Source organism: Nocardia sp. NPDC004654, from assembly GCF_040609595.1.
GTDB lineage: Bacteria > Actinomycetota > Actinomycetes > Mycobacteriales > Mycobacteriaceae > Nocardia.
In genome coordinates this window covers 925,963-949,816 of sequence record NZ_JBEXKI010000001.1, presented here as the reverse complement: position 1 = coordinate 949,816, position 23,854 = coordinate 925,963, and the positions used below count along the sequence as shown (strand labels likewise).

The 23,854-nt window shown below is 69.5% G+C and carries 24 protein-coding genes; 17 read left to right on the top strand and 7 right to left on the bottom strand.

Going from position 1 to position 23,854, the window contains the following annotated elements; all coding sequences use genetic code 11:
- Nucleotides 1-44: 44 nt before the first annotated feature.
- Nucleotides 45-317: a GlsB/YeaQ/YmgE family stress response membrane protein gene (locus ABZV58_RS04300; protein ID WP_067791145.1), complete on the bottom strand. Its 273-nt coding sequence runs from the start codon at nucleotides 315-317 to the stop codon at nucleotides 45-47.
- Between the two features lie 217 nt (nucleotides 318-534).
- Between ABZV58_RS04300 and ABZV58_RS04295 the strand changes: the two genes are divergently transcribed.
- Nucleotides 535-1,563: a beta-ketoacyl-ACP synthase III gene (locus ABZV58_RS04295; protein ID WP_354998717.1), complete on the top strand. Its 1,029-nt coding sequence runs from the start codon at nucleotides 535-537 to the stop codon at nucleotides 1,561-1,563.
- Between the two features lie 179 nt (nucleotides 1,564-1,742).
- On the opposite strand, the gene ABZV58_RS04290 is transcribed toward ABZV58_RS04295, so the two are convergent.
- Nucleotides 1,743-2,198 (bottom strand): SRPBCC family protein, encoded by a 456-nt coding sequence (locus ABZV58_RS04290; protein WP_354998716.1) that lies wholly within the window; start codon nucleotides 2,196-2,198, stop codon nucleotides 1,743-1,745.
- 207 nt (nucleotides 2,199-2,405) lie between these two features.
- Between ABZV58_RS04290 and ABZV58_RS04285 the strand changes: the two genes are divergently transcribed.
- The 13 genes from ABZV58_RS04285 to mnhG all read left to right on the top strand — a co-directional run bounded on the left by ABZV58_RS04285 (nucleotide 2,406) and on the right by mnhG (nucleotide 16,753).
- A complete protein-coding gene (locus ABZV58_RS04285) occupies nucleotides 2,406-2,600 on the top strand; it encodes a hypothetical protein (RefSeq protein ID WP_354998715.1) in 195 nt (64 codons plus the stop codon).
- 75 nt (nucleotides 2,601-2,675) lie between these two features.
- On the top strand, nucleotides 2,676-4,343 hold the full coding sequence (locus ABZV58_RS04280; protein WP_354998714.1) for an FAD-dependent oxidoreductase: 1,668 nt from the start codon (nucleotides 2,676-2,678) through the stop codon (nucleotides 4,341-4,343).
- Between the two features lie 16 nt (nucleotides 4,344-4,359).
- A complete protein-coding gene (locus ABZV58_RS04275) occupies nucleotides 4,360-5,838 on the top strand; it encodes an ATP-binding protein (RefSeq protein ID WP_354998713.1) in 1,479 nt (492 codons plus the stop codon).
- Between the two features lie 28 nt (nucleotides 5,839-5,866).
- Complete coding sequence (locus ABZV58_RS04270) at nucleotides 5,867-6,220, top strand: UBP-type zinc finger domain-containing protein (RefSeq protein WP_354998712.1); 354 nt, start codon at nucleotides 5,867-5,869, stop codon at nucleotides 6,218-6,220.
- Between the two features lie 100 nt (nucleotides 6,221-6,320).
- Nucleotides 6,321-6,743, top strand: a complete 423-nt coding sequence (locus ABZV58_RS04265) for a hypothetical protein (protein WP_354998711.1) — start codon at nucleotides 6,321-6,323, stop codon at nucleotides 6,741-6,743.
- A gap of 101 nt (nucleotides 6,744-6,844) precedes the next feature.
- Nucleotides 6,845-9,073 carry an AAA family ATPase gene (locus tag ABZV58_RS04260; protein WP_354998710.1) on the top strand — a complete coding sequence of 743 codons (2,229 nt, stop codon included), beginning with the start codon at nucleotides 6,845-6,847 and terminating at the stop codon, nucleotides 9,071-9,073.
- Nucleotides 9,074-9,134: 61 nt separating this feature from the next.
- Nucleotides 9,135-10,448 carry a hypothetical protein gene (locus ABZV58_RS04255; RefSeq protein ID WP_354998709.1) on the top strand — a complete coding sequence of 438 codons (1,314 nt, stop codon included), beginning with the start codon at nucleotides 9,135-9,137 and terminating at the stop codon, nucleotides 10,446-10,448.
- Nucleotides 10,449-10,558: 110 nt separating this feature from the next.
- Nucleotides 10,559-13,393: a Na+/H+ antiporter subunit A gene (locus ABZV58_RS04250; RefSeq protein WP_354998708.1), complete on the top strand. Its 2,835-nt coding sequence runs from the start codon at nucleotides 10,559-10,561 to the stop codon at nucleotides 13,391-13,393.
- Nucleotides 13,394-13,543: 150 nt separating this feature from the next.
- On the top strand, nucleotides 13,544-13,927 hold the full coding sequence (locus ABZV58_RS04245; protein ID WP_354998707.1) for a Na(+)/H(+) antiporter subunit C: 384 nt from the start codon (nucleotides 13,544-13,546) through the stop codon (nucleotides 13,925-13,927).
- Complete coding sequence (locus ABZV58_RS04240; RefSeq protein WP_354998706.1) at nucleotides 13,924-15,525, top strand: Na+/H+ antiporter subunit D; 1,602 nt, start codon at nucleotides 13,924-13,926, stop codon at nucleotides 15,523-15,525. The genes ABZV58_RS04245 and ABZV58_RS04240 overlap by 4 nt, the downstream gene beginning before the upstream one ends.
- Before the next feature lie 58 nt (nucleotides 15,526-15,583).
- Entirely contained in the window at nucleotides 15,584-16,159 is a 576-nt protein-coding gene (locus ABZV58_RS04235) for a Na+/H+ antiporter subunit E (RefSeq protein WP_354998705.1), read from the top strand.
- 4 nt (nucleotides 16,160-16,163) lie between these two features.
- Nucleotides 16,164-16,424: a monovalent cation/H+ antiporter complex subunit F gene (locus ABZV58_RS04230; protein WP_354998704.1), complete on the top strand. Its 261-nt coding sequence runs from the start codon at nucleotides 16,164-16,166 to the stop codon at nucleotides 16,422-16,424.
- Complete coding sequence (mnhG, locus tag ABZV58_RS04225; RefSeq protein WP_354998703.1) at nucleotides 16,421-16,753, top strand: monovalent cation/H(+) antiporter subunit G; 333 nt, start codon at nucleotides 16,421-16,423, stop codon at nucleotides 16,751-16,753. Before ABZV58_RS04230 ends, mnhG begins: the two co-directional genes overlap by 4 nt.
- 39 nt (nucleotides 16,754-16,792) lie before the next feature.
- Here mnhG and ABZV58_RS04220 read toward each other — a convergent pair whose 3' ends face one another.
- The 5 genes from ABZV58_RS04220 to ABZV58_RS04200 form a co-directional block, all read right to left on the bottom strand.
- A complete protein-coding gene (locus ABZV58_RS04220) occupies nucleotides 16,793-18,160 on the bottom strand; it encodes a DUF5933 domain-containing protein (RefSeq protein WP_354998702.1) in 1,368 nt (455 codons plus the stop codon).
- 70 nt (nucleotides 18,161-18,230) lie between these two features.
- On the bottom strand, nucleotides 18,231-19,373 hold the full coding sequence (locus ABZV58_RS04215; protein WP_354998701.1) for a glutamate--cysteine ligase: 1,143 nt from the start codon (nucleotides 19,371-19,373) through the stop codon (nucleotides 18,231-18,233).
- 13 nt (nucleotides 19,374-19,386) lie between these two features.
- Complete coding sequence (locus tag ABZV58_RS04210; RefSeq protein WP_354998700.1) at nucleotides 19,387-20,076, bottom strand: superoxide dismutase family protein; 690 nt, start codon at nucleotides 20,074-20,076, stop codon at nucleotides 19,387-19,389.
- A 127-nt stretch (nucleotides 20,077-20,203) separates the two neighbouring features.
- Complete coding sequence (locus tag ABZV58_RS04205) at nucleotides 20,204-20,776, bottom strand: LytR C-terminal domain-containing protein (RefSeq protein WP_354998699.1); 573 nt, start codon at nucleotides 20,774-20,776, stop codon at nucleotides 20,204-20,206.
- Nucleotides 20,777-20,834: 58 nt separating this feature from the next.
- On the bottom strand, nucleotides 20,835-21,191 hold the full coding sequence (locus tag ABZV58_RS04200; protein WP_354998698.1) for a DUF3263 domain-containing protein: 357 nt from the start codon (nucleotides 21,189-21,191) through the stop codon (nucleotides 20,835-20,837).
- 186 nt (nucleotides 21,192-21,377) lie between these two features.
- On the opposite strand from ABZV58_RS04200, the gene ABZV58_RS04195 reads away from it, so the two are divergent.
- Genes ABZV58_RS04195 through ABZV58_RS04185 form a run of 3 tightly spaced genes read left to right on the top strand, consistent with a single transcriptional unit; the run spans nucleotide 21,378 to nucleotide 23,788 of the window.
- A complete protein-coding gene (locus ABZV58_RS04195; RefSeq protein ID WP_354998697.1) occupies nucleotides 21,378-21,968 on the top strand; it encodes a peptide deformylase in 591 nt (196 codons plus the stop codon).
- Nucleotides 21,958-22,929, top strand: coding sequence for a GNAT family N-acetyltransferase (locus ABZV58_RS04190; RefSeq protein WP_354998696.1), 972 nt, complete (start codon nucleotides 21,958-21,960; stop codon nucleotides 22,927-22,929). Before ABZV58_RS04195 ends, ABZV58_RS04190 begins: the two co-directional genes overlap by 11 nt.
- A 28-nt stretch (nucleotides 22,930-22,957) precedes the next feature.
- Nucleotides 22,958-23,788 (top strand): exodeoxyribonuclease III, encoded by an 831-nt coding sequence (locus tag ABZV58_RS04185; RefSeq protein ID WP_354998695.1) that lies wholly within the window; start codon nucleotides 22,958-22,960, stop codon nucleotides 23,786-23,788.
- The last annotated feature ends 66 nt before the right edge of the window (nucleotides 23,789-23,854 follow it).

Genomic DNA, 23,854 nt, shown 5'->3' with positions numbered 1-23,854 from the left:
CGCAAGCGATCACACCTTACGGGAGGAGCCTGTGACTCGTCCGGTCAGCGCAAGGCCCGGCGGCCGGTGACCAGGCCGACGAGGAACAGCAGAATCACCGCGCCCCCGAGGCAGGTGAAGAAGCTGAACCACAGCCCGCCACCCTCGACGTCGACGCCGAGCAACTTGAGCAGGAAACCGCCGAGCAAACCGCCGATGATGCCGACGACGATGTTCAGCAGGATGCCCTGTTGAGCGTCTGTTTTCATGATCTTGCTTGCGATCCAGCCGGCAAGACCACCGATGATGATCCAGCCGATAATCCCGAGACCGAGCATGGTGACCTCGCATCACTAGTTGGGATGCACGCCGAGCAGTAGAAGGACGTGCTTTCGGCGATATACCCGGCGATTGTGAGAATACGCACTCGCGCGCCAACCCTCGGGTAATATGAGGGAGCCTCATGTCTAAGTTCGTAGCCATGGCACATCGATGAGGAGTTCGAGGCTCCGCCGGATCCCCGGCTGCAGCGCCGCAGGTATTAGGAGACGCATCATGTCTGCTCGAATCGCCCAGACCACCGGGGCTGAGCACACCGCGATCCTCGGGCTCGGCGTCTATCGCCCGGCCCGTGTGGTCACCAACGACGAAGTTGCGGGACCGATCAACTCCAGTGACGAGTGGATCCAGACCCGGTCGGGCATCAAGACCCGACGTTTCGCCTCCGAGGACGAAACGATCCAGAGCATGAGCGTGGCCGCCGCGCAGAACGCGCTGGCAGCGTCGGGCGTGGATTACGACGAGGTCGACTGCGTCATCGTCGCCACGTCGACACATCTGCTGCTGACACCCGCGGCCGCCCCGCGTATCGCCACCGAACTGGGCATGAACGGCGTGGCCGCGTTCGACGTCTCCGCGGGCTGCGCGGGGTTCTGTCACGCGCTGGCGCTGGCGTCGGACCTCGTGCGGTGCGGCACGTCGAAGAACGTGCTGGTGATCGGTGTGGAGAAACTGACCAACACGATCAACATGAGCGACCGCTCCACGGCGTTCCTGTTCGCCGACGGCGCGGGCGCCGTGGTGGTCGGCCCCTCCGAGGAGCCGGGCATCGGCCCGACCGTCTGGGGCTCGGACGGCACCCAGCACCACGCGATCCGCCAGGACAAGGACTGGATGGAGTACTTCGCCGAGATCGACGAGAAGGGCCTCGACGCGGTCCGGCCGTACCTGACCATGGAGGGCACCGCCGTCTTCCGGTGGGCCGCCCACTCGCTGGAGAAGGTGTGCCGCGACGCGATCGACCGCGCCGGACTCACCACCGACGACATGCAGGCGATGATCCCGCACCAGGCCAACGGACGGATCATCGAGATCATGGCGCGCGTGCTCAAGCTGCCGGAGAACTGCGCGCTCGCGCACGACATCGAGGAGACCGGCAACACCTCGGCCGCGTCCATCCCGCTCGCGATGGAGGCGCTGCTGCGCAACGGCGAGTCGAAGCCGGGTGACACCGCGCTGCTCATCGCCTTCGGCGCGGGGCTTTCCTACGCGGCGCAGGTCGTCACGCTGCCGAACTGGAAGTAAGGCGTACCTCCGCCCTCGCTCCGGCCCTGCGCGGTCCGAGGGCGGGCTACCGTCCGGCAGCCTCGCCTGTGCGCACCTCCGCGGCGGACTACGTCCGGCTGCGCCTGATGACTAGCGTCAACGCCCTCGTCCCGCTCGGGGCGAGGGCGTTCGTGTGCCGCCCGCCGATCGAGCGAAGATCAGGCGCCCGCCTCGGCCGTGGCCTTGATCTTGGCGAGCGTCGCGTTCATGCCCCGAACCAGGTTGGCCTCGAACGCCTGCTCGCCGCCGAGCATGGTGTCGATGGCCTTGCGCACCGCCCAGGCGACGCCGTTGGACACATCGCGCCGCTCCACCAGCCGGGTGCCGGTCGCCGTCGGCTCCAGGGTGTAGCTCCAGACCGTGTAGTTCTCGTTCATCCGGAAGGCGAAGGCCTGGTTCGGCTCGAACCGCACGATGCGGGACGTCGTCGGCCAGCGCTTCCAGCCGTCCTTGTTCCAGTTCACCGTCCAGGTGCCCGCCTTGGGCGTGCCGAGCGGAATCATCCGGACCGTCATCGGGCTGAACTCGGGCATGCGCTTCAGGTCCGAGACGATCTGCCACACCCGCTCCGGCGGTGCGGCGATGTCGACGGACGCTTCGAGGTGGTTGGGCAACGCTGCCTCCGGTGTTGCGCGGTCCGGACAAACCGGACACATGTGTACGACGAGTAACAGACATCCTAAACGGGCGCCGTTGGAAGACAACTGTGTCACATTTTGGCTTTTTGGTTACCTCCCGTCGTAATGGGCCGCGCACAATGGCGGATAGACGAAGCACAAGCACAGCCACCAACTTTCCCGTCCAGCGTGAGGTGATCGGCCGTGAATCTTCGCTCGCTTCTTCATCGTCGGCAGCCGGACCAAGTCCCACTGCTTCCCTCGCTAGAACCCGACGACGGGCCCGCGGCGCCCGGTTCCATACCGCGCCGAGCCGCGAAGGCGCTCGCCCAAGAGGAACGGCTGGAGCGGCTGCTCACGCCGAGCGAACTCGAGATGGTGCTCCAACACCGGGTGTGACCCACACCTCGGGGGTGATCAGGGGGACGGGAAACTTCGGCGACACACCCGACGCCGAGGCGAGATACTTCTGGGGTGACTTCACCCGCTGCTACGAAACCGGCAATCCTGAGCGTCGACGACGATCCGGGCGTCTCCCGGGCGGTCGTCCGCGACCTGCGCCGTCGCTACGGCGCCGACTACCGGATTCTGCGCGCGGAATCCGGCCCGCAGGCGCTCGAAGCCCTGCGTGAGATGAAATTGCGCGGCCAGTCGGTCGCCGTGCTGATCGCCGACTACCGGATGCCCGGCATGGACGGCATCGAATTCCTCGAGCAGGCCATGGATCTGCACCCGTACGCGCGCCGCGTCCTGCTGACCGCCTACGCTGACACCAACGCCGCGATCGACGCGATCAACGTCGTCGACCTGGACCACTACCTGCTCAAGCCGTGGGATCCGCCGGAGGAGAAGCTCTACCCGGTCTTGGACGGCCTGCTCGACGCCTGGCGCAGCAGCGAACACCGGCCGGTGACCGAGACCAAGGTGGTCGGCAACCGCTGGTCGCCGCGCTGTTCGCAGTTGCGCGAGTTCTTGGCCCGCAACCAACTGCCCTATCGCTGGTACCTGGCCGACGAGCCGGAGGGCGCCCGGCTGCTGGAGGCCGCGGGCGCCGACCCGAACCGATGTCCGGTGGTGATCACCGCCGCCGGTGACGCGCTGGTCCAGCCGACCGACAGCGCGCTGGCCGAGAGCGTCGGGCTCAACGTCACCCCCACCGGCGATTTCTACGATCTGATCGTGGTCGGCGGCGGTCCCGCCGGGCTCGGCGCCGCGGTCTACGGCGCGTCCGAGGGCCTGCGCACGGTGCTCGTCGAACGCACCGCCACCGGCGGACAGGCCGGGCAGAGTTCGCGCATCGAGAACTACCTCGGGTTCCCCGACGGGGTGTCCGGCGCGCAGCTGGCCGACCGGGCGCGGCGGCAGGCCGCCAAGTTCGGCGCCGAGGTGATCACCACGCGCGAGGTGGTGGGGCTCGAGGTCAACGGTTCCGCGCGCACTGTGCGTTTCGCCGACGGCGGCACCCTGTGCGGCCACACCGTGATCATCGCGACGGGCGTCGACTATCGGCGCCACCCCGCGCCCGGCGTCGACGAATTCACCGGTCGCGGCGTGTATTACGGCTCGGCGATGACCGAGGCGTCCGAATGCGCCGACCACGAGGTCTACATCGTCGGCGGGGCCAACTCGGCCGGACAGGCGGCGGTCTTCTTGTCCCGCAACGCCCGCACGGTGCACTTGGTGGTGCGCGGGGACTCGCTGGAGAAGTCGATGTCGCACTACCTGATCCAGCAGATCGCGCAGATCCCGAATATCAAGGTGCACACCAACACCGAGGTGAGCGCCGCGGACGGCAACGATCACCTGGAGTGGATCGTGTTGCGCGACAACGTCACAGGCACGGAGGAGAAGGCCGAAGCCGAGCGTCTCTTCCTCTTCATCGGCGCGGCGCCGCAGACCGACTGGCTCGACGGCGTCGTCAAGCGCGACGATTCCGGATACGTGCTGGCCGGTCCCGATCTGATGGTCGACGGCGCGCGTCCGTCGGGCTGGGAATTGCCCCGCCCGCCACACCATTTGGAAACCAGCGTGCCGGGCGTGTTCGTCGCGGGCGACGTGCACGCCGAGTCGGCCAAGCGGGTCGCCTCGGCGGTCGGCGAGGGCGCGATGGCGGTCATGCTCGTGCACCGGTACCTGGCGTGATCTCAGGAGGACAGTTGTGACCATCGAAAACGCGGCGCGCCGTTCGCATCTCGTCTGCGACCCCGCCGAGCTGCGCACCCTGTTCCTGTTCGAGAAGCTCGACGACGACCAGCTGGCCTGGCTGTGCGCGGACGGGCGCATCGAGTACATCGAGCCGGGACTCGTCTACCGCGAGGGAGACCCGGCCACCTGCTTCTACGTCCTGATGGACGGCGAAGTGCGGCTGACCAAGCTGTCCAGCGGCACCGAGATCGAGCTGAACCGCACCGATCACAAGGGCGTCTACGCGGGCGCGTGGAGCGCGTACCTGGGCGACAAGGCCGATCCGAACTACACCGGGTCGATGTACGTCACCCGCAAGTCCCGGTTCTACGTGCTGGACGCGGGCACCTTCGCGCGGATGATGCACGAGTGGTTCCCGATGGCGGTGCACCTGTTGGAGGGCGCGTTCTTCGGCAACCGCAACACCGCCCAGCGCGTCGCCGAACGGGAGCGCCTGCTCGCGCTCGGTTCGCTCTCGGCGGGTCTGACCCACGAGCTGAACAACCCGGCCGCCGCTGCCGTGCGCGCCACCTCGGGCCTGCGCGAGCGGGTCGCGGGTATGCGGCACAAGCTGGCCATGATGGCCGACGGGCGGTTCCAGCCGGAGGTGCTCGTCACCCTGGTGCGGTTGCAGGAGGAGGCCGCTGCCCAGGTGGCCAAGGCGCCCGAGCTGACTCCGATGGAAGCCGCCGACCGGGAGGACATGCTCGGTGAATGGCTCGAGGAGCACGAGATCGGCGACGGCTGGGCGCTGGCGCCGAACTTCGTGCAGGCCGGATTCGACGTGGACTGGCTGGAACGGGTCTGGGGCACCTTGGAGGGCTGCCCGAACAAGGTGTTCGAGGGCGCGATCCGCTGGCTCAACTACACCATCGAGACCGAGCTGCTGATGAACGAGATCGCCGATTCGACCACCAGGATCTCCACGCTCGTCGGCGCCGCCAAGCAGTACTCGCAGATGGACCGGGCCCCGTTCCAGGTTGTCGACCTGCACGAGCTGCTCGACAGCACCCTGGTCATGTTGAACAGGAAGCTCGGCGACGGCGTGAAAGTGGTCAAGGAGTACGACCGCAGCCTGCCGCCGCTGCCCTGCTACGCCGCCGAACTGAACCAGGTGTGGACGAACCTGATCGACAACGCGGTCTACGCCATGCGCGGCGAGGGCACCCTCACCCTCCGAACTGGCAAGGAGAACGACTGCGCGGTCGTCGAGATCGGCGACACCGGCCCCGGCATGCCCGAGGACGTCCGACGCCGCGTCTTCGAACCGTTCTTCACCACGAAACCGGTCGGCGAAGGCACCGGCCTCGGCCTCGACATCTCCTTCCGCATCGTCGTCAACAAGCACAACGGCGACATCCGAGTCGAATCCGAACCCGGCAACACCCGCTTCACGGTCCGCCTCCCGCTGCACCGGCCGGAGCACAATGAAGACGCGCTGGAAGCCCCATGACCGAACGCACCGCCACAGGAGGGAATCCATGACGGAAGCCATCGAAGGCATCAATCCGGTTGTCCCGCCCAGCGGGCCGGGCTGCCTCGAGTGCGAAGAGAATCAGGGCTGGTGGGTTCATCTGCGCCGCTGTGCCGAGTGCGGTCACATCGGCTGCTGCGACACCTCACCGGCCCAGCACGCGAGCAAACACGCCAAGGACACCGGTCACCCCTTCATCCAGAGCTTCGAGCCAGGTGAGGACTGGTTCTGGGATTTCCGCAGCGAGGAGATGTACGGCGGCGGACCCGAGCTGGCTCCCCCGCACAGCCATCCCGCGGACCAGGGCGTACCCGGCCCGCGCGGGCGGGTTCCCGAGGACTGGCAGGCGCACATTCACTGAGCCCGCGTGCGCCTGGGCTTGCCGACAACCCGATCCTTCCCGGTACGCTGCTGCCGACGCCGGAGGCTCCGGCGCTCTGTGGCACCCGGGAAAGCACCAAATGAAGCGAATTTCCGTCATCGTCCTGGCCGCGGGAGCGGTGGCTCTGGCGGCGACCGGCTGCGGCGGGTCGGACGAGTCCTCCGATGCGAGCGGCCTACGCAAGGGCAGCACGGGCACCAGTGCCAGCGCGACGCAGGCTCCGACCACGACCGTTTCGGCGCCAACGACCCCCGACAGCGCTCCGGCGACCACGGAGTCCGCCGACACCTCCGGCCTTGGTCCGGCCTCGCGCACCACGTGCGGTGAGTTCAAGGAACTCGACGGCGAAGCCGAGAAGCGGGTGATCGAGCAGATCCTCGCCGAGAACCCGGAAAGCTCGTTCGCGGGCAGCCCGAACGTCGCGCTCGGCACCGCCAAGCTGGTTTGCTTGTCGCCGAGCAACGCGGACAAGCCGGTGGCCGTCGCCGCTCGCATCATCTAGCCGCCGCTAGCCGCCGCGACAGGGTTCCCGTCGGCCGCGACGAGGGCGCGGCTACGCACGGTCCCTGTCCACCGGCACGCCAACGCGGGCAGAATGGCACAGTGGCAGAACTGGCGCTCACCGCTCGACTGAATACGTCCGCCGCCGATGCGAGACGCGGGGTGGTCCGCCTGCATCCGGAGGCGTTGACGGCGCTCGGCCTGCGCGAGTGGGACGGAGTCGCGCTGGCGGGATCGCGCCGCACCGCCGCGGTGGTCGGCATCGCGCCCGCGGGCACTCCGGCGGGCGTCGCGCTGCTGGACGACGTGACGCTGTCGAACGCGGGACTGCGCGAGAACGCCACCGTGGTGGTCTCCCCCGCCTCGGTGTACGGCGCCAAGCAGATCTCGGTCAGCGGCTCGGTGCACGCCTGCCGCAGCATTCCGGCCGCCACGCTGCGTCAGGCGCTGCTCGGCAAGGTCGTCACGGTGGGCGACGCGGTCTCGCTGCTGCCGCGCGATCTGGGACCGGATATTCCCTCGTCGGCGGCGAGCCAGGCGTTGTCGCGCACCTTCGGCATCGCGTGGACGACCGAACTGCTGACCGTCACCGCCACCGATCCGGTGCGCGGGCCGGTGAGCGTGCAGCCCAACACGGCCGTCGCCTGGGGCGCGGGGGCGGTCGCGGCGCTGGACGCCGCCGAACGCGCGGCGGCCGCGGGCCATACCTCCCGCGCGGTGATCGAGGCCGCCGCGGGAACCAACGGCGCGACCGCGGTGCGCACCGCGCCGCCGCGTGTTCCCGCGGAGGAACTCGTCGGCGTGCACGCCCAGGCCTCGAAGCTGACCGAATGGCTCAGCCTCGCGCTCGACGAGCCCGAACTGCTCAGAACCCTCGGCGCCACACCGCATCTCGGGGTGCTGATCACCGGACCCGCCGGTGTCGGCAAGGCCACGCTGGCCAGGTCGGTGACCGCCCCGCGGCGCATCGTCGAATTGGACGGACCTTCGGTCGGCGCGCAGGAGGGCGGCGCCCGGCTGCGCGAGGTGGCCGAGGCGGTCGCCGATGTCGCGTCCGGGCGCGGCGGCATCCTGCTCGTCACCGACATCGACGCGCTGCTGCCCGCCGACCCCGAGCCGGTCGCGACGCTGATCCTGGACCAGTTTCGGGCGGCCATGGCCGAGACCAGCGTGGCGTTCATCGCGACCACCGCGCATCCGGCCGGTGTGGACGCCCGGCTGCGCGCGCCGGACCTGTGCGATCGGGAGCTCGCACTGCCGCTGCCGACGTCGGCGATGCGCAAGGCGCTGCTGGAGCAGCTGTTGCGCAAGGTGCCGACCGACGATCTGAAGCTCGACGTGATCGCCGCGCGCACACCGGGTTTCGTGGTGTCGGATCTGGCGGCGCTGTGCCGGGAGGCGGCGCTGCGCGCGGCGTCGCGGGTCAGCAAGGAGCAGGCCGATCCACGCCTGACCCAGCAGGACCTGGTCGGCGCGCTGGAGGTGATCCGCCCGCTGTCGCGTTCCGGCATGGAGGAATTGGCGATCGGCAGCCTCGGCCTGGACGACGTCGGCGACATGATCGAGACGAAGCAGGCGCTCACCGAATCGGTGCTCTGGCCGCTGCGCCATCCGGATTCCTTCGCCAGGCTCGGCATCGATCCGCCGCGCGGCGTGCTGCTCTACGGCCCGCCGGGCTGCGGCAAGACGTACCTGGTGCGGGCACTGGCCGGCTCGGGCCAGCTCAGCGTGCACGCGGTCAAGGGCGCGGAACTGCTGGACAAGTGGGTCGGCGCGTCCGAACGGGCGGTGCGCGAATTATTCCAGCGGGCAAGGGATTCCGCGCCGTCGCTGATCTTCCTCGACGAAATCGACGCGCTCGCGCCGCGACGCGGGCAGAGCACCGACTCCGGTGTCGCCGACCGCGTGGTCGCCGCGCTGCTCACCGAGCTCGACGGCGTGGAGCCGCTGCGCGACGTGGTGGTGCTCGGCGCGACGAACCGGCCCGAGCTGATCGATCCCGCGCTGCTGCGACCGGGCCGATTGGAGCGGCTGGTGTTCGTGCCTCCGCCGGACGCCGCGGCGCGGCTGGAGATCCTGCGGACCGCGGGTCGTTCGGTGCCGCTGGCCGCCGACGTCGACCTGACCGCGCTGGCCGCCGACCTGGACGGCTACTCCGCCGCCGACTGCGCCGCGCTGCTGCGCGAGGCCGCGCTCGCGGCGATGCGCCGCGACGTGGCGGCCGCCGACGTCACCGCCGCCGATCTCGCCGCCGCCCGCGCGGTGGTGCGTCCGTCGCTTGATCCGGATCAGGTCGAAGCGCTGCGCAAGTACGCGGAAAACCGCAGCTGACGGACACGGCGCTGGGCCGGTAATCACGGGCTGGGCGCCGTCGCGCGGGTATGTTGCCCTGGTGCGGCGATGGATCGGCGACGGAGTCGACGTGGTCACGGCCCTCCTCGGGGCCGCGGTCGCGGGAGTCGCGCTGTTCCTGCCGATCACCTTCGCCTGGACCGCGCAGAGCACCCCGTACCGGATCGCCAGCCTGATCAACAGCGTGCCGCGCGGCGCGACGATCGGCATGGTCGTCGCGGTCACGGTCGCGGTGCTGATCACCACCTTCGCCCGGCCGCTGGTCGGCTGGATCGTCGCGTTCGTCGGCGCGCTCGGCATGTACGTCAACCACTTCGCGGGCCGCGACGTCGCCTCCGCGGATCTGCTCACCACGCAGAACTATATCGACGCGGTCTGCGGCGGAATCCTGTTGGGCGCGTTGGGCGTCGTCGCGCTGCGCCGCCGCACCTCGGCGATCGGCTACGTGCTCGGCGCGACGAGCATCTTCGTCTTCGGCGATCTCGCCGACCTGCTCGACCTGCCCGAGCAGGACCCGTGGGTAGTACTGGAAACGCCGCCGTTCTCGATGATCGGCATCGCGGTGGTGCTGCTGTTCGTCGCCATCGCCCGCAATCGCGACCGGGCCGAACCGGAGAGCGACTCGACGGTGCCCATCGATCTGCCGATCACGCCGATACTCGCGGCGATCGTGCTCGGCCTGATCGTCCTGGCGGCGAGCGAATGGCTGGCAGGCCAATACAACAATGTCTCCGCCCCCGGCGACAACCGACTGGAGATCGCGATCGCCGTCGCGGCCATCATCAGCGCCGCGCTGATCGCGGCCATGCTGCTGCCCGGACGCGATGGGATCGGCGTGCTGCTCGCGGTGAGCTTGGTCGCGACCGCCGACTCGCTCGGCTACGCGCCCCGGCCCTGGTGGAGCCTCTTGGTGGTGCTCGCGCTCACCGCGCTCGGCTTGTTCGCCGGTCTCCGCGCGCCGTCGCCGTTCCTGGCGCTGCTGGCGCTGATGGGCGTCGCGGTGTTCGCGTGGGTGGACGCGCACGGCGACGGCACGGTCTACTACTCCGTCGCGACGGTGCTGCTCGCGCTGACCGCCGGCTTCTGCGGCGGCGCCGCCCGACCACACTACGGCCCGAGCGCCGTACTCGCCCTCGCCGCGCTCGCCCTGCCGAGCGTCGTCACCGCGCTGCCGGTGGAGAACGAGACGTGGCCGCCGCGGGACAACATGGCGCACGCCACCACGCCCGGCAAGGTGGCGCTGATGATCGTGGCCGGGTGCACGTTCGCCCTGCTCCTGCTCTACCGCCTGCGGCCGCGCGCCTACCGCAAACCGGCGCCGCCCGCGCACCGGGACGAGGTAGCGGATATATAGCCGAGCCGCCGCGACATGGCTGACGCCATAGCGGCCACTCCCGCGAAAAACCCTGGCTCCACGTAGGCTGGAACCGCACCACCGCCCGCCACGACCTGACGGAGTGCAGTTTGCTCGTAATCCTGCTCGCGCACGCGCTCGCCGCGCTGGCAGCGCCGTGGTGCGTACGGGTGTTGGGGCGCAACGCTTTCGCGGTGCTCGCTCTCGCGCCGCTCGGCGGTTTCGGCTGGGTGGTCGCGAATTGGGATAGCGCGCAGCAGGTTCGGCTGACCTGGGCGCCCGCGATCGCGATGAACATCGAGCTGCGCTTCGATTCGCTCGCGGCCGTCATGGCCGCGCTCGTGCTCGGCATCGGCACGCTGATCCTGCTCTACTGCACCCGCTACTTCACGGACGACGAACCGCGACTCGGCGTCTTCGCCGCCCAGTTCGTCGGCTTCGCGGGCGCGATGTTCGGACTGGTCACCAGCGACAATATGCTGCTGCTCTACGTCTTCTGGGAGACGACGACGGTTTTGTCGTTCCTGCTCGTCGGCCACAACGCCGAGCGGGCGACCAGCAGACGCGCGGCGCTGCAAGCACTGCTGGTCACCGGCGCGGGCGGGCTGGCGATGCTGGTCGGCATCGTGATCCTCGGACAGACCTGCGGCACCTACCTGCTGTCGGAACTGCTGGCCATGGACCGCCTTCCGGACGGGATCGCGGTATCGGTGGCGGTGGCGCTCGTGCTCGTCGGCGCGCTGAGCAAGTCCGCGATCGTTCCGCTGCACTTCTGGCTCCCCGGCGCGATGGCCGCGCCCACGCCGGTCAGCGCGTACCTGCACGCCGCGGCCATGGTGAAGGCGGGCGTGTACCTGGTGGCGCGGCTCGCGCCGGTGTTCGCGAGCAGTCCGCCGTGGCATCCGATGGTGCTCGTCCTCGGCGCGGTGACCATGCTGCTCGCGGGCATTCGCGCGCTGCGGGTGACCGATCTGAAACTGCTGCTCGCCTTCGGCACGGTGAGCCAGCTGGGTTTCCTGATCGTGCTGCTCGGCATTGGCACGCCGGACGCGGCGCTGGCCGGGACGACGCTGATCGTGGCGCACGCGCTGTTCAAGGCTTGCCTGTTCATGGTGGTCGGGATCGTGGACCACGGCGCGGGGACCCGCGATCTGCGCGAGTTGTCCGGGCTCGGTCGGCGGGCTCCGGTGCTGTGCGGGGTCGCCGTGCTCGCGGCGCTGAGCATGGCGGGCATTCCACTGCTGCTCGGGTTCGTCGGCAAGGAGAGCGCGCTCGGCGCGATCCTGGAGGCGGACACGTTGACGGTTCCGGCGCGCATCGCGTTGTGCGCGGCGATCGTGCTCGGCTCCATGCTGACCGTCGGTTACAGCGCCCGTTTCGTCTGGGGCGCGTTCGGGGACAGGGAACTCGACAAGCAACCGTCGTGGCACGCGCCGGGGCCGCTGTTCCTCGCGCCGCCCATGGCACTCGCCGTCGCCAGCCTCGCCGCGGGTATCGGCGCGCAGTGGCTGGACGAGCTGCTGCGCGGGTATCCGGAAACGCTTCCTGGCGAGCTGGTTTCGCATCTGGCGCTGTGGCACGGGTTCACCGTGCCGCTCGCGCTGTCGGTGCTGATCATCGCCGCGGGCTCGGCACTCTTCTTGGTGCGCAACCGATTCGGCGAGACGGCGCACCCGCGCCTCGGCAACGCCGACCGCGCCTACGACGCCACCCTGCGCGGGATGGATCGGCTCTCGCTGCGGATGACCGGATCGGTGCAGCGCGGTTCGCTTCCGCTGACGCAGGCCGCCATTCTCGGCACCCTGACCATCCTGCCCGCGGTCCTGCTCGCGCTGGGCACCAAGACGGGAGTGGAACTGCGCCTGTGGGATTCGCCGTTGCAACTCGCCATCGCCGGGATCATGGCGGCTATGGCGTTCGCGGCGACCATCCTGCGCAACCGGCTCGCCAGCGTGCTGGTCGTCGGCGTCACCGGCTACGGCTGCGGCGTGATCTTCGCGCTGCACGGCGCGCCGGACCTCGCCCTCACCCAGTTCCTCGTCGAGACGGTGACGCTGGTGGTCTTCGTGCTCGTCCTGCGCGCCTTCCCCGCCGAGATCGAGGAGAGCAGGACCACCGCGTTCGAGACGCGCCGCGCCGCCTTGGCCGTCGCGGTCGGGGCGAGCGTCACGGTGCTGGCCGCCTTCGCCACGGCGGCGCGCGGCGCGGAACCCATCTGGCACCGGATCCCCGAGGCCGCCTACCGGCTCGGCGGCGGCAAGAACGCGGTCAACGTGCTGCTCGTCGACATCAGGGCGTGGGACACCCTCGGCGAGGTCTCGGTGCTCATCGTCGCCGCCACCGGCGTCGCCTCGATGGTGTTCCGCACCAGGCGTTTCGGCGCCGCGCCACGCGCCGCCGACTCGCCGCACTACAACCCGGACCTCGTCAGCTGGCTGCCCGCCGGACGGCTGGTCGACCGCCGGGAACGCTCGATGGTCTTGCAGATCACCGCGCGCCTGCTCTTCCCGACGATCATGGTGCTCTCGATCTATTTCTTCTTCGCGGGCCACAACGCTCCCGGCGGCGGTTTCGCGGGCGGCCTCACCGCGGGCCTCGCGCTGACGCTGCGGTATCTCGCGGGCGGCCGCTACGAACTCGGCGAGGCGCTGCCGGTGGAAGCGGGCCACGTCCTCGGCGCCGGACTGACGCTGGCGGCGGGCACCGCGGCCGGCTCGCTGCTGCTCGGCGCGCCGCCGCTGTCCTCGGCGATCATCGAGGTGACGCTGCCGCTGTTCGGCCACGTCAAGTTGGTGACGTCGCTGCTGTTCGACCTCGGCGTCTATCTGATCGTGGTCGGCCTGGTCCTCGACGTGCTGCGCAGCCTCGGCGCCCGCCTGGACAGCGAACTCGGCGACTCCCCGAGCGACGAGCCCTCTCCGGCGCCGCGAGGGAGTCGGTCATGAGGGAACGCGGTGAGCGAATCATGTGCCAGCCCGCCGATGGCATGCCGGAACCGAGCGCCAGCGAGGTGGAGGCATGAGCGAACGAAGTGAGCGAATCATGTGCCAGCCCGCCGACGGCATGCCGGAGCCGAGCGCCAGCGAGGTGGAGGCATGACGTCGAACCTGACCCTGCTCGTCCTCATCGGCGTCCTCACCGCCTGCGGCGTCTACCTGATCCTGGAGCGCGCCGTCTCCAAGATGCTGCTCGGCATGATCCTGTTCGGCAACGCGGTGAACCTGCTGATCCTGACCGTCGGCGGTCCGGCCGGCGACCCGCCCGTCGGCGGCGCCGAGGCGGGCGCGCACGAGGGCATGGCGGACCCGCTCGCTCAGGCGATGATGCTCACCGCGATCGTCATCACGATGGGCTTGGCGGCGTTCGTGCTCTCCCTCGCCTACCGCTCCTACATGCTCACCACCACCGACGACGTGCAGAACGACCCCGGTGACGCGGAAGTGGCGGCGCGGCGCGACCGAGAGGATCCGGAAGATTGAGCCTCTCGCCGCACCTTCTGCCCGCGCTCGCGCCGCTGCCGGTGCTCGTTCCGCTGCTCGGCGCCGCCGCGACGCTGATCTTCGGCCGCAGACCCCGCATTCAACGCGCGGTCACGTTGGTCGTGCTGACCGCGGTCGTCGTCATCACCGGAATGCTGCTCTATCTGGCCGACCGGGACGGCACCGCCGCGGTGCAGGTCGGCGGGTGGGACACCCCGATCGGCATCACGCTGGTAGTGGACCGGCTGGCCGCGGGGATGCTGCTCATCTCGGCCATCGTGCTGCTCGCCGTCTCGGTCTACGGCGCGGGCCAGAATATCCGCGACGGCGACGAGCGCCAGCCGACCTCCATCTACCGCCCCACGTATCTTGTTCTGACAGCCGGTGTTTCGGCGGCCTTTTTGGCCGGTGACCTGTTCAACCTGTTCGTCGGCTTCGAGATGCTGCTCGCCGCGTCGTTCGTGCTGCTCACCGTGGGCGCGACCGCCGAACGCATCCGCGCGGGGGTGGCGTACGTGATGGTGTCGATGCTGTCGTCGCTGATCTTCCTGACCGGCATCGGCTTGGTCTACGCGACCACCGGGACACTGAACCTGGCGCAGATCGCCGTACGCCTCGGCGCGGCCCCCGAAGGCGTACGCACGGCGGTCTACGCGGTGCTGCTGGTCGCTTTCGGCATCAAGGCGGCGGTGTTCCCGCTGTACAACTGGCTGCCCGACTCCTACCCGACCGCACCGGCGCCGGTGACCGCCGTCTTTGCCGGTTTGCTGACGAAAGTCGGTGTGTACGCGATCATTCGGACGCACACGCTGCTGTTCCCCGACGGCGCTTTCGACAACATCCTGCTGATCTGCGGCATGCTCACCATGGTGATCGGCATCCTCGGCGCGATCGCCCAGCACGACATCCGACGGCTGCTGTCGTTCACGCTGGTCAGCCACATCGGGTACATGATCTTCGGCGTCGGGCTCGCCACGGCGGCCGGTCTGGCGGGCGCGGTGTTCTATGTGGCGCACCACATTCTGGTGCAGACCACCCTGTTCCTGGTGGTCGGCCTGATCGAGCGGCAGGCCGGTTCCACCTCGCTGCGCAGGCTCGGCGGGCTGGCCGCGGCGAGTCCTGTGCTCGGCGTGCTATTCCTGGTGCCCGCGCTGAATCTCGGTGGTATACCGCCGTTCTCGGGTTTCATCGGCAAGGTCGCGCTGCTCCAGGCGGGCGCGGCCGACGGCGGCGTGCTGGCCTGGGTGCTGGTCGGTGGCGCGGTGCTGACCAGTCTGCTGACGCTCTACGTCGTCGCTCGGGTCTGGGCCAAGGCGTTCTGGCGGCCGCGCTCCGAAGCTCCGGAGGGACACCTCGCGGCCGCGAAACCGCCGACCCTGATCGAGGATTCGACCGACGTGCTCTACGACGAGCGCACCGATCCCGGCCGCATCCCGCCGCTCATGCTGCTCTCGACGGTGGCGCTCGCCGCGGTCGGTCTCGGCCTCACCGTGCTGGCCGGACCGATCCTCGGCATCGCCGACCGCGCCGCGGCCGACCTGAACGATCCCGCGGTGTACGTCGGCGCGGTACTCGGCGAACCGGAGGCGTTTCGATGAGCGAACGAGATGGGCGAATCGTGACCCCGCGCGTGCCCGAGCCCAGTGCGGCACAGGCATGAGGATCGGCGACGAGATCCCCGGCGGGACAAGCGGATCCGGCTCGCGGCGGATCGGCAAGGACAGCGTGGTCCGCGTCGGCGTGCTGCTCTGGCTCGCCGCCGTCTACATGGCGCTGTGGGGCGATCTGAGCGTCGCCAACCTGCTGGCTGGGCTGGTGGTCGGCGCGCTGATCATGGTGGCGCTGCCGCTGCCCCGAATCCCGGTGAGCGGGCGGCTCAACCTGGTCGCGCTCATCGAGGTGATCTGGGTGAGCGCCTACTACGCGCTCGAATCCAGCTTGCAGATCGCGTGGTTCGCGCTGCGGCCCGCGCCGCCGCCGGTCTCCGGTGTGCTGCGGGTCAACCTGAGCACCAAGTCGGATCTGGTGCTGGTGCTCACCACCGACCTGCTCAACCTGATCCCCGGCACGATGGTGCTCGAGATCGACCGCAACCGCTGCCTGGTCTACGTGCATGTGCTCGACGTCGGCAGCGAGGCCGCGGTGGCGCGGTTCTACCAGCAGACCCGCCGCCTGGAACGGCTGCTGATCTCCGCACTCGAGCGGCCCGTACCGAAATCCGTCCGGAGGTGAACGCATGACCGTCGTCGCCGTGCTCGCCGGCTTCCTGCTCGCGGCCGCCGCTGTCATCACCAGCTACCGCATCCTGGCGGGGCCGAGCACGCTCGACCGGGTCGTCGGCATCGACTCGCTGATGGCCATCGCCATGGCGGGACTCGCCGTGTGGGCCGCTTACGACCGGGACGCCACGGTGCTGCCCGCCATCGTCGCTCTGGCGCTGGTCGGGTTCCTCGGTTCGGCCGCCGTCTCCCGTTTCCGCGTCAGGGACGACCGATGACGGGCTGGCAGTGGGCATCGGCCGCGCTGATCCTCAGCGGCGCGGCGCTGGCGTGCACCGCCGCGATCGCCATCGTCCGCTTCCCCGACACCCTGACCCGCATGCACGCCGCCACCAAACCGCAGGTGGTCGGGCTGCTGCTGGTGCTCGGCGGCGCGGCGATCGAGCTGCGCGGCCAGGGCAATGTCTGGCTGCTCGCGCTGGTCGGGCTGTTCACGCTGGTCACCGCCCCGGTGATCGCGCACCTGATCGGCCGCACCGCCTACCGCGAACAGCGGCACCGCGACGGGTTGCTGCGCGTCAACGAGCTCGGCGACGAGATCGACTGAGCGGTCCACCGGCGCCGGACTCGGCAGCGCTCGATGGGTTCAGCGGTCGGCGGGCTCGGTCTCCCGCACCTCGACCACCGGCTCCCGCTGCCCCGCGAACCAGGTCGCGTGGAAGGCGGCCGCCATGCCCGCCAACAGCGCGAGCACGATGGTTCCGGCCGGGACGGCGTACTCCGCCATCGACACCGCCAGGTAGCGGTAGGAGAGCAGCAGGACCGCCAGCACCGCGACGCCGCCCGCGACCAGGCGGATACGGAACCATCCCCAGCCGCGTTCCGGCTCGCGCAGCGCGGACTCGACGGTCAGGCACAGCACCGCGCCCGCCACCAGGTCGACGCCGTAGTGGTAGCCGAAGCCGAGCGTCGCGGCCAGCGTGGCCAGCAGCCAGAAAGTGCCGCCCCAGCGCAGCCAGGCGGGTGCGCGGGAGCCGTCGATATCGCGGCGGGTGTGCAGGAAGACCGACAGCGCCCACGCGGTGTGCATGGACGGCATGCAGTTGCGCGGAGTCGCCGTGTCGAAGGGCAGCGGCTCGGGACTGCGGTCGATCGGCGGGAGGACGCCCGGCCAGTAGTTGCCGATCTGGAGTCCGTTGCCGTCGGCGCCGTAGGCGAACATCGGACCGACCACCGGGAAGAGGACATAGACGATCGGTCCGACCAACCCGAGCACCAGGAAGGTCCGCACCAGGTAGTGGCTCGGCCACCGCCCGGAATCGACCACCCGGCGCAACTGCCACACCGCGACAACGATGGCGGCCACCGGCAGCTCGATGTAGACCCAGTGCAGCACGGCGTAGACCACCGGGCCGAGCGTGTCGATCACCCGGCCCATCACCCACGACGGGTCGCCGAGCGCGTGATCGGCGAGCATCACGTACTCGTCGAGCACCTCGGGACTGCTCAGCACCGTGATGTGCAACCAGACGTCGCCCACCTTGGTCGCCAGGATCAGCAGCGCGCCGAGCGCGGCGGCGTGCAACGCGTTGCGCCGTTCGTCGCCGGTCCAGCGCAGCCAGGCGATCAGGGCGAGCGCGGTGAGCACAAGCACCGGACCGTTGCCGACCGTGGGCGGATCACCGGCGAGCAGCCGCGCCCCCGCGCACACCAGGTCGATGGCCACCGCCGCACCGAGCGCGACGAGCCTGCGCCGCATGGGGATACCGACCAGCGCGAGGACCAGCCCGGCCCACGGCACCGACATCGATTTCGGGGTGCCGACATAGTCGCGCAACAGGCTTTCCAACGGACCTTCGAAATCCTGCTGGAACGCGACGATCTGGAGCACGATCAGCAACGCGGGCACCGCCGCGACGGCCGCGGTCACCCACACCCGGGACGGCGGTATCTTCAACCGCCGCACCGCACTTCCTACGCTGGAACCCGGGTCTTCGACAAGCACGACGACCATAGTAAACGGGGGATGAACGCCGTCCCCCTGGCCAGCTGAACGCCAGACGACCGCTCGTGAGCCCGGCGCGCTACTTGTAAAGCTCCTGGACCAGCGCGTCCACCACCGCGATCAGGTCGCCCTGGGTCGCCGCCGCCACCTTGCGCTGGCGCTGATACGACGCTCCACGCTGGGGAATTTCGGCGACAAAGGACAATTCGTCGGAGCAGCCGAGCCGCTTGGCCGTCGGCTCCAGCCGGTTCAGCACGTCCATCAGGTCGTCGGTGACCAGTCGTTCGCTGTTGTCGGCGTCTGTGATGACGATCGCATCCAGGCCGTAACGCGCGGCCCGCCACTTGTTCTCCTGGACATGCCACGGCGGCAACGTCCCGAGATCCTCGCCCTCGTCGATCCGCCGGTCCAGATCCACGATCAGACAGTGGATGAACGCCGCGAGCGCGGCCAACTCGGCCCTGGTGGAGATGCCGTCGCAGATGCGCACCTCGATGGTGCCCCACTTGGGGGCCGGCCTGATGTCCCAGTGCATGCCGCCGAGCTGCTCGATGACGCCGGTCTGCATCTGGTCGTGCACGAAACGCTCGAACTGGCTCCAGTTGTCGAACTGGAACGGCAGGCCCGCGGTGGGCAGCTGCTGGAACATCAGGGTGCGGTTGCTCGCGTACCCGGTGTCGGAACCGGCCCACATCGGCGAGGAGGCCGAGAGCGCGAGCAGGTGCGGGTAGGTGAACAACAGCGCGTTCAGGATCGGAAAGACCTTCTCCCGGTGCGAGACTCCCACGTGCACGTGCACGCCCCAGATCATCATCTGGCGGCCCCACCACTGGGTGCGCTCGATCAACTCGTCGTAGTGCGGCGAACGGGTCAGCTGCTGGGCCGACCATTGCGCGAAGGGGTGGGTGCCCGCGCAGAACAGGTCGACGCCGAGCGGGTCGGCGGCGCGGCGCACGGTGTCCATCGTGCCGCTCAGATCGTCCACCGCCGCGCCGACGGTGTCGTGCACGCCGGTGACGATCTCGACGGTGTTGCGCAGCAACTCCTTGGTGACCTGCGGAGTGCCGTCCCAGGCCCGCAGGTCACCGACGGCATCGAAGACCGCGGCCGCGGTGTTGGAGAGATCGCGCGTCACCTTGTCGACGAGCGCGACCTCCCATTCGATGCCGATGGTCGGCCGGGGCGAACCTGGAAATGGAACGTTCTCGATTGCCCCGCCCATATCGGCACCTTGTCTACTGGACTACACCGCAGGCGAAGCGGCCGCCCGCGTCGCCGGTCGCCAGTGTGTTGTCGTCCGGGCCTGCCACGCCGTCGGCACGGACGTAACGGTTGGGAATGTTGCCGAAGTTGTCGGCATCGGCGTGGATGATCAGCGCGCGATTCTTCAGGTCGTCGAGGGTCACCGTGTCGGTGGTGGTGACCAGCTTGCCCTGGCCGTCCGAGCGGACCTGCAGCGAGGTGAGGTCGCCGCTGGCCGGGTGGGCGTTGGCGTTGCCCACCTGGAGGTGGCCGCCCGCCGAGAGGAAGTCACCGGCCGCGCCGCCGGTGGGCGCCACGGAGTTGGGCTCGCACTTGCCGACCTGGTGGAAGTGCAGACCGTGGAATCCGGGCTTCAGGCCGTGCGCCTCGACGGTGATCACGAGGTGCTCGCCGTCCTTGGCGATGTTCGCGGTGGCGACCGAGCTGCCCGACGCGTCCTTCAGCTCGACCTTGGTGCCCGGATCGGTGGCCGGGCTGCCGTGCTCGGTACCGGTCCCGTGCTCCTGAGCCGGGGCGGAGGCACCGGTCCACACCGGCGGGGTGGTTCCCTTGACGTCACTCGACTCCTGGCTGTTCGTGCAGGCAGCGAGGCCGAAGACCGCGACCGCAAGCACCGGGGTCACAGTCCGCCAGGACGGGCGACGAGTTGTGGACGGGGCCATCGGGGGAACTCCTTTACGAGTACCGAGTTTACGAGTAAAGCTGGGTGGACACTGTCGTTACCGGACAAGATGATGCCACGAGCGCCGTGTCGCGCCGCCAAGGGGCCGTGCGCGCCGGGCTCGGTTTTCAGTTACCCGTCAAGATGACGACCACACCCGGACCGTTGTCCCCGATTCCCGCCGACTTGGGCTCGGCGGTCGCGCCGATCTCCGCGGCGATCGCCAGCGCCGCCTCCCGCTCGCCGGGCGTATTCCCGTAATACACAGTCGTTTTCGCGATGGTGCCGCCCGCGTAGTTGCCCGGCGCGACGTTCGTCCAGCCGCTCGCCGTCAATTCTTCGGCGGTACGGGCCGCCAGACCGGCGACCAGACTGTTGTTCAGAACACGGACCGGAACGGCCCGGTTCACGCCCGCCGCGGGCGCACCGGCCGCGGGCGTCGGCGCGGCGGCGGTCGTGGTCGGCGCCACCGTCGTCGCGACCGGGGTCGTCGTCACCGGGGTGGTCGCGGCCGTCGTCACAGGCGCGGCCGAGGTGACCTGCTGGGCCGCGGTCGACGACTCCTCGGCGTTCGTGGCGTCGGAATCGGAACTCGACAGCGACATCGCACCGAGACCCGCGAACACGATGGCCAGTGCGATCAAAACCATCGCCAGCGCGCGCAACGGCGGCCCGCCGGAGGTGGGATTGGTTTGACTCACGCTGTCGACCCTAGTCGCACATCGGTCCGGGGTGCCCGCATCACGATCCGAAGACGTGTCATACCTGGAAACCGAGACGCCGTGCGGCTCTGGCCTTCTGCCTGCTCGCGCGAAGCCTGCGCAACCGTTTCACCAGCATCGGGTCGACGGCGAGGGCCTCCTGCCGGTCCACCACGGCGTTGAGGACCTGGTAGTACCGGGTCGGCGACATGCCGAACAGTTCGCGGATGGCCTCTTCCTTGGCGCCCGCGTACTTCCACCACTGCCGTTCGAAGGCCAGAATCTCGTGTTCGCGGCGGCTGAGGCCGCTGCCTTCGTCCGCCCCGGCCTGGGCCGATGCGCCCGCCGTCGTCTCTTCGCTCGCGGAAGGGTCGTCTTGGATCGCGGAAAGATTCCGTGCCGCTGCGCCGTCCATCTCGCTCCCTCGCCGAGTTGCCACCAGACGAAAATGGTGCTTGTACGTCGCGGATCATTCAACCACGGGGTCACAGGGATGATCCGCCTTCGGTCCGGCGTGTTGATTACGCGCAGGTACGGGCGTCTCACCTGCGCCGGACGGCGGCCACTCGCCTCCGCTGAGCGGCCGGTAGGCTTGCTTTCCATGGCAATCCTCCCCATCGTGATCGTCGGTGACCCCGTGCTGCACAACCCGACCAAGCCGGTCACCGATTCGCCGGAGGAACTGGCCCCGCTGATCGCGGACATGTACGAGACCCTGGACGCCGCCAACGGCGTCGGGTTGGCCGCCAACCAGGTGGGCGTGCCGCTACGACTGTTCGTCTACGACTGCCCGGACTTCGGTCCCGACGGCACGGCCGTCCGGCGCCGCGGCGCGGTGATCAACCCCGTGCTGGAGACCTCCGCGCTACCGGAGACGATGCCGGACCCCGACGACGACGAAGAGGGCTGCCTCTCGGTGCCCGGAGAGCAGTTCCCCACCGGCCGGGCCGACTGGGCGCGGGTCACCGGCACCGACGAGCAGGGCGAGCCGGTCTCGATCGAGGGCAACGGCTTCTTCGCTCGCATGTTGCAGCACGAGGTCGGCCACCTCGACGGATTCCTCTACGTCGACGTGCTGATCGGCCGCAACGCGCGCGCGGCGAAGAAGGCGATCAAGCGAAACGGTTGGGGCGCACCGGGTCTGAGCTGGGTGCCGGGCACCGTTCCGGATCCCTTCGGGCATGACGACTGAGCCGGCGCCCGCGCCGATTCCGCTCGGCCGCCGGGTGGTGATGCGCTATCAACTGCCCGCCGGATATCCACAACCGCTGACCGACGTGATCGGCGAACTGGTTTCGCTGGACCCGCCGACGGTGCGCGACGCCGACGGACAGATGGTCTCGGTGACACCCGATCGGGTGGTCGCGCTGAAAGCCATCGGGCCGAGGCCGATTCGCACCAGGGAGATCAGGGCACTGGAAGCGGCCGCGGCGGACGCGTGGCCGGGCGCCGAAAACGACTGGCTCGACGGCTGGCTGTTGCGCGCCGGACACGGCTACACCAATCGCGCCAATTCCGCTGTGCCGCTGGGCGAACCGGGACGACCGGCCGAACTTTCCACCGATACCCTGCACCGCATCGGCGCGTGGTACACCGCGCACGGCCTGCCGCTGCAACTGCTGCTGCCCGACCGGCTCGCACCGGCGCCGCCCGGCTGGCGCACCTGGAACGAAACCCTGGTGCTCGGTATCGACATCGACAATTTCGTTCTGCCGCAAGGTCCCCCGATGGTCCGGATCGCGCCGCGGCCCGACGAGGCGTGGCTGCGCCTGCACCGCTATCGCGGCGAAGACCCTGCGGCACAGCCTGTTCCGGTGCCCGAGGTGCTCACCGCGGTGCGCGACGGCGAACTGGGTTTCGCCTCGCTCGGGCTGCCGAGCCCCATCGCCATCGGACGCGGCGCGACCACCACCGCGCCGGACGGACGCCGCTGGATCGGGCTCACCTGCGTCGCCGTGGCCGCCGAGCACCGCAGGCACGGCCTGGCCACCCTGGTGTGCGCGGAGCTGATCCGCTGGGGGCACGAGCGCGGCGCGACACACGCCTACGTCCAGGTCGAGGCCGACAACGCGGCGGCGCTCGAGCTCTACCGCGGCCTCGGTTTCCTGGACCACCACGGCTATCGCTACGCCGCTCCGCACGGCGGAGAATAGATCGAAGACCGCAGAAGGAAGGCATTTCGTGCGTCTGGCGACTTGGAACGTCAACTCGATCCGCTCCCGGCTCGACCGGGTGGCGGCCTGGCTGGACCGCCAGGACATCGACGTGCTCGCCATGCAGGAAACCAAGTGTCGCGACGACCAGTTCCCGTTCGAGCGCTTCGAGGAACGCGGCTACGAGGTGGCCCACCTCGGCATCAACCAGTGGAACGGTGTCGCGATCGCGTCCAGGGTCGGCCTGGAAGACGTCGAACTCGGCTTTCCCAATCAGCCCGGTTTCGACAAGGACGCGGGCGAATCCCTCATCAGCACACCGGTCGTCGAGTCGCGCGCGCTCGGCGCGACCTGCGGCGGCGTGCGGGTCTGGAGCCTCTACGTGCCCAACGGGCGCGCCCTCGCCGACCCGCACTACGCGTACAAACTCGAGTGGCTGGAGACGCTGCGCGCCACCGCCGCGAACTGGCTGACCGAGGACCCGCAAGCCAAGATCGCGCTGGTCGGCGACTGGAACATCGCGCCGACCGACGACGACGTGTGGTCGCCCGAGTTCTTCACGGGCAAGACGCACACCTCCCAGCCCGAACGCGACGCCTTCACCGCCATCGTCGACACCGGCTTCGCCGACGTGATGCGGCCGTTCGCGCCGGGGCCGGGTGTGTACACGTACTGGGACTACACGCAGCTGCGGTTCCCACGGAAAGAGGGCATGCGCATCGATTTCGTCCTCGCCTCGCCCGCGCTGGCCGCCGCGACGACGGACGCGGGTGTCGATCGCGAGGAGCGAAAAGGTAAAGGCGCCAGCGACCACGCGCCGGTTGTGGCCGAGTTCGATATTCCCGTCGAGTCGCGCTGACGGCACCGTCCCGGCTCCCAGCGAGATCGGCGGCCGCGTGCCGACGCACAGGCGGCTGCCCCGGCG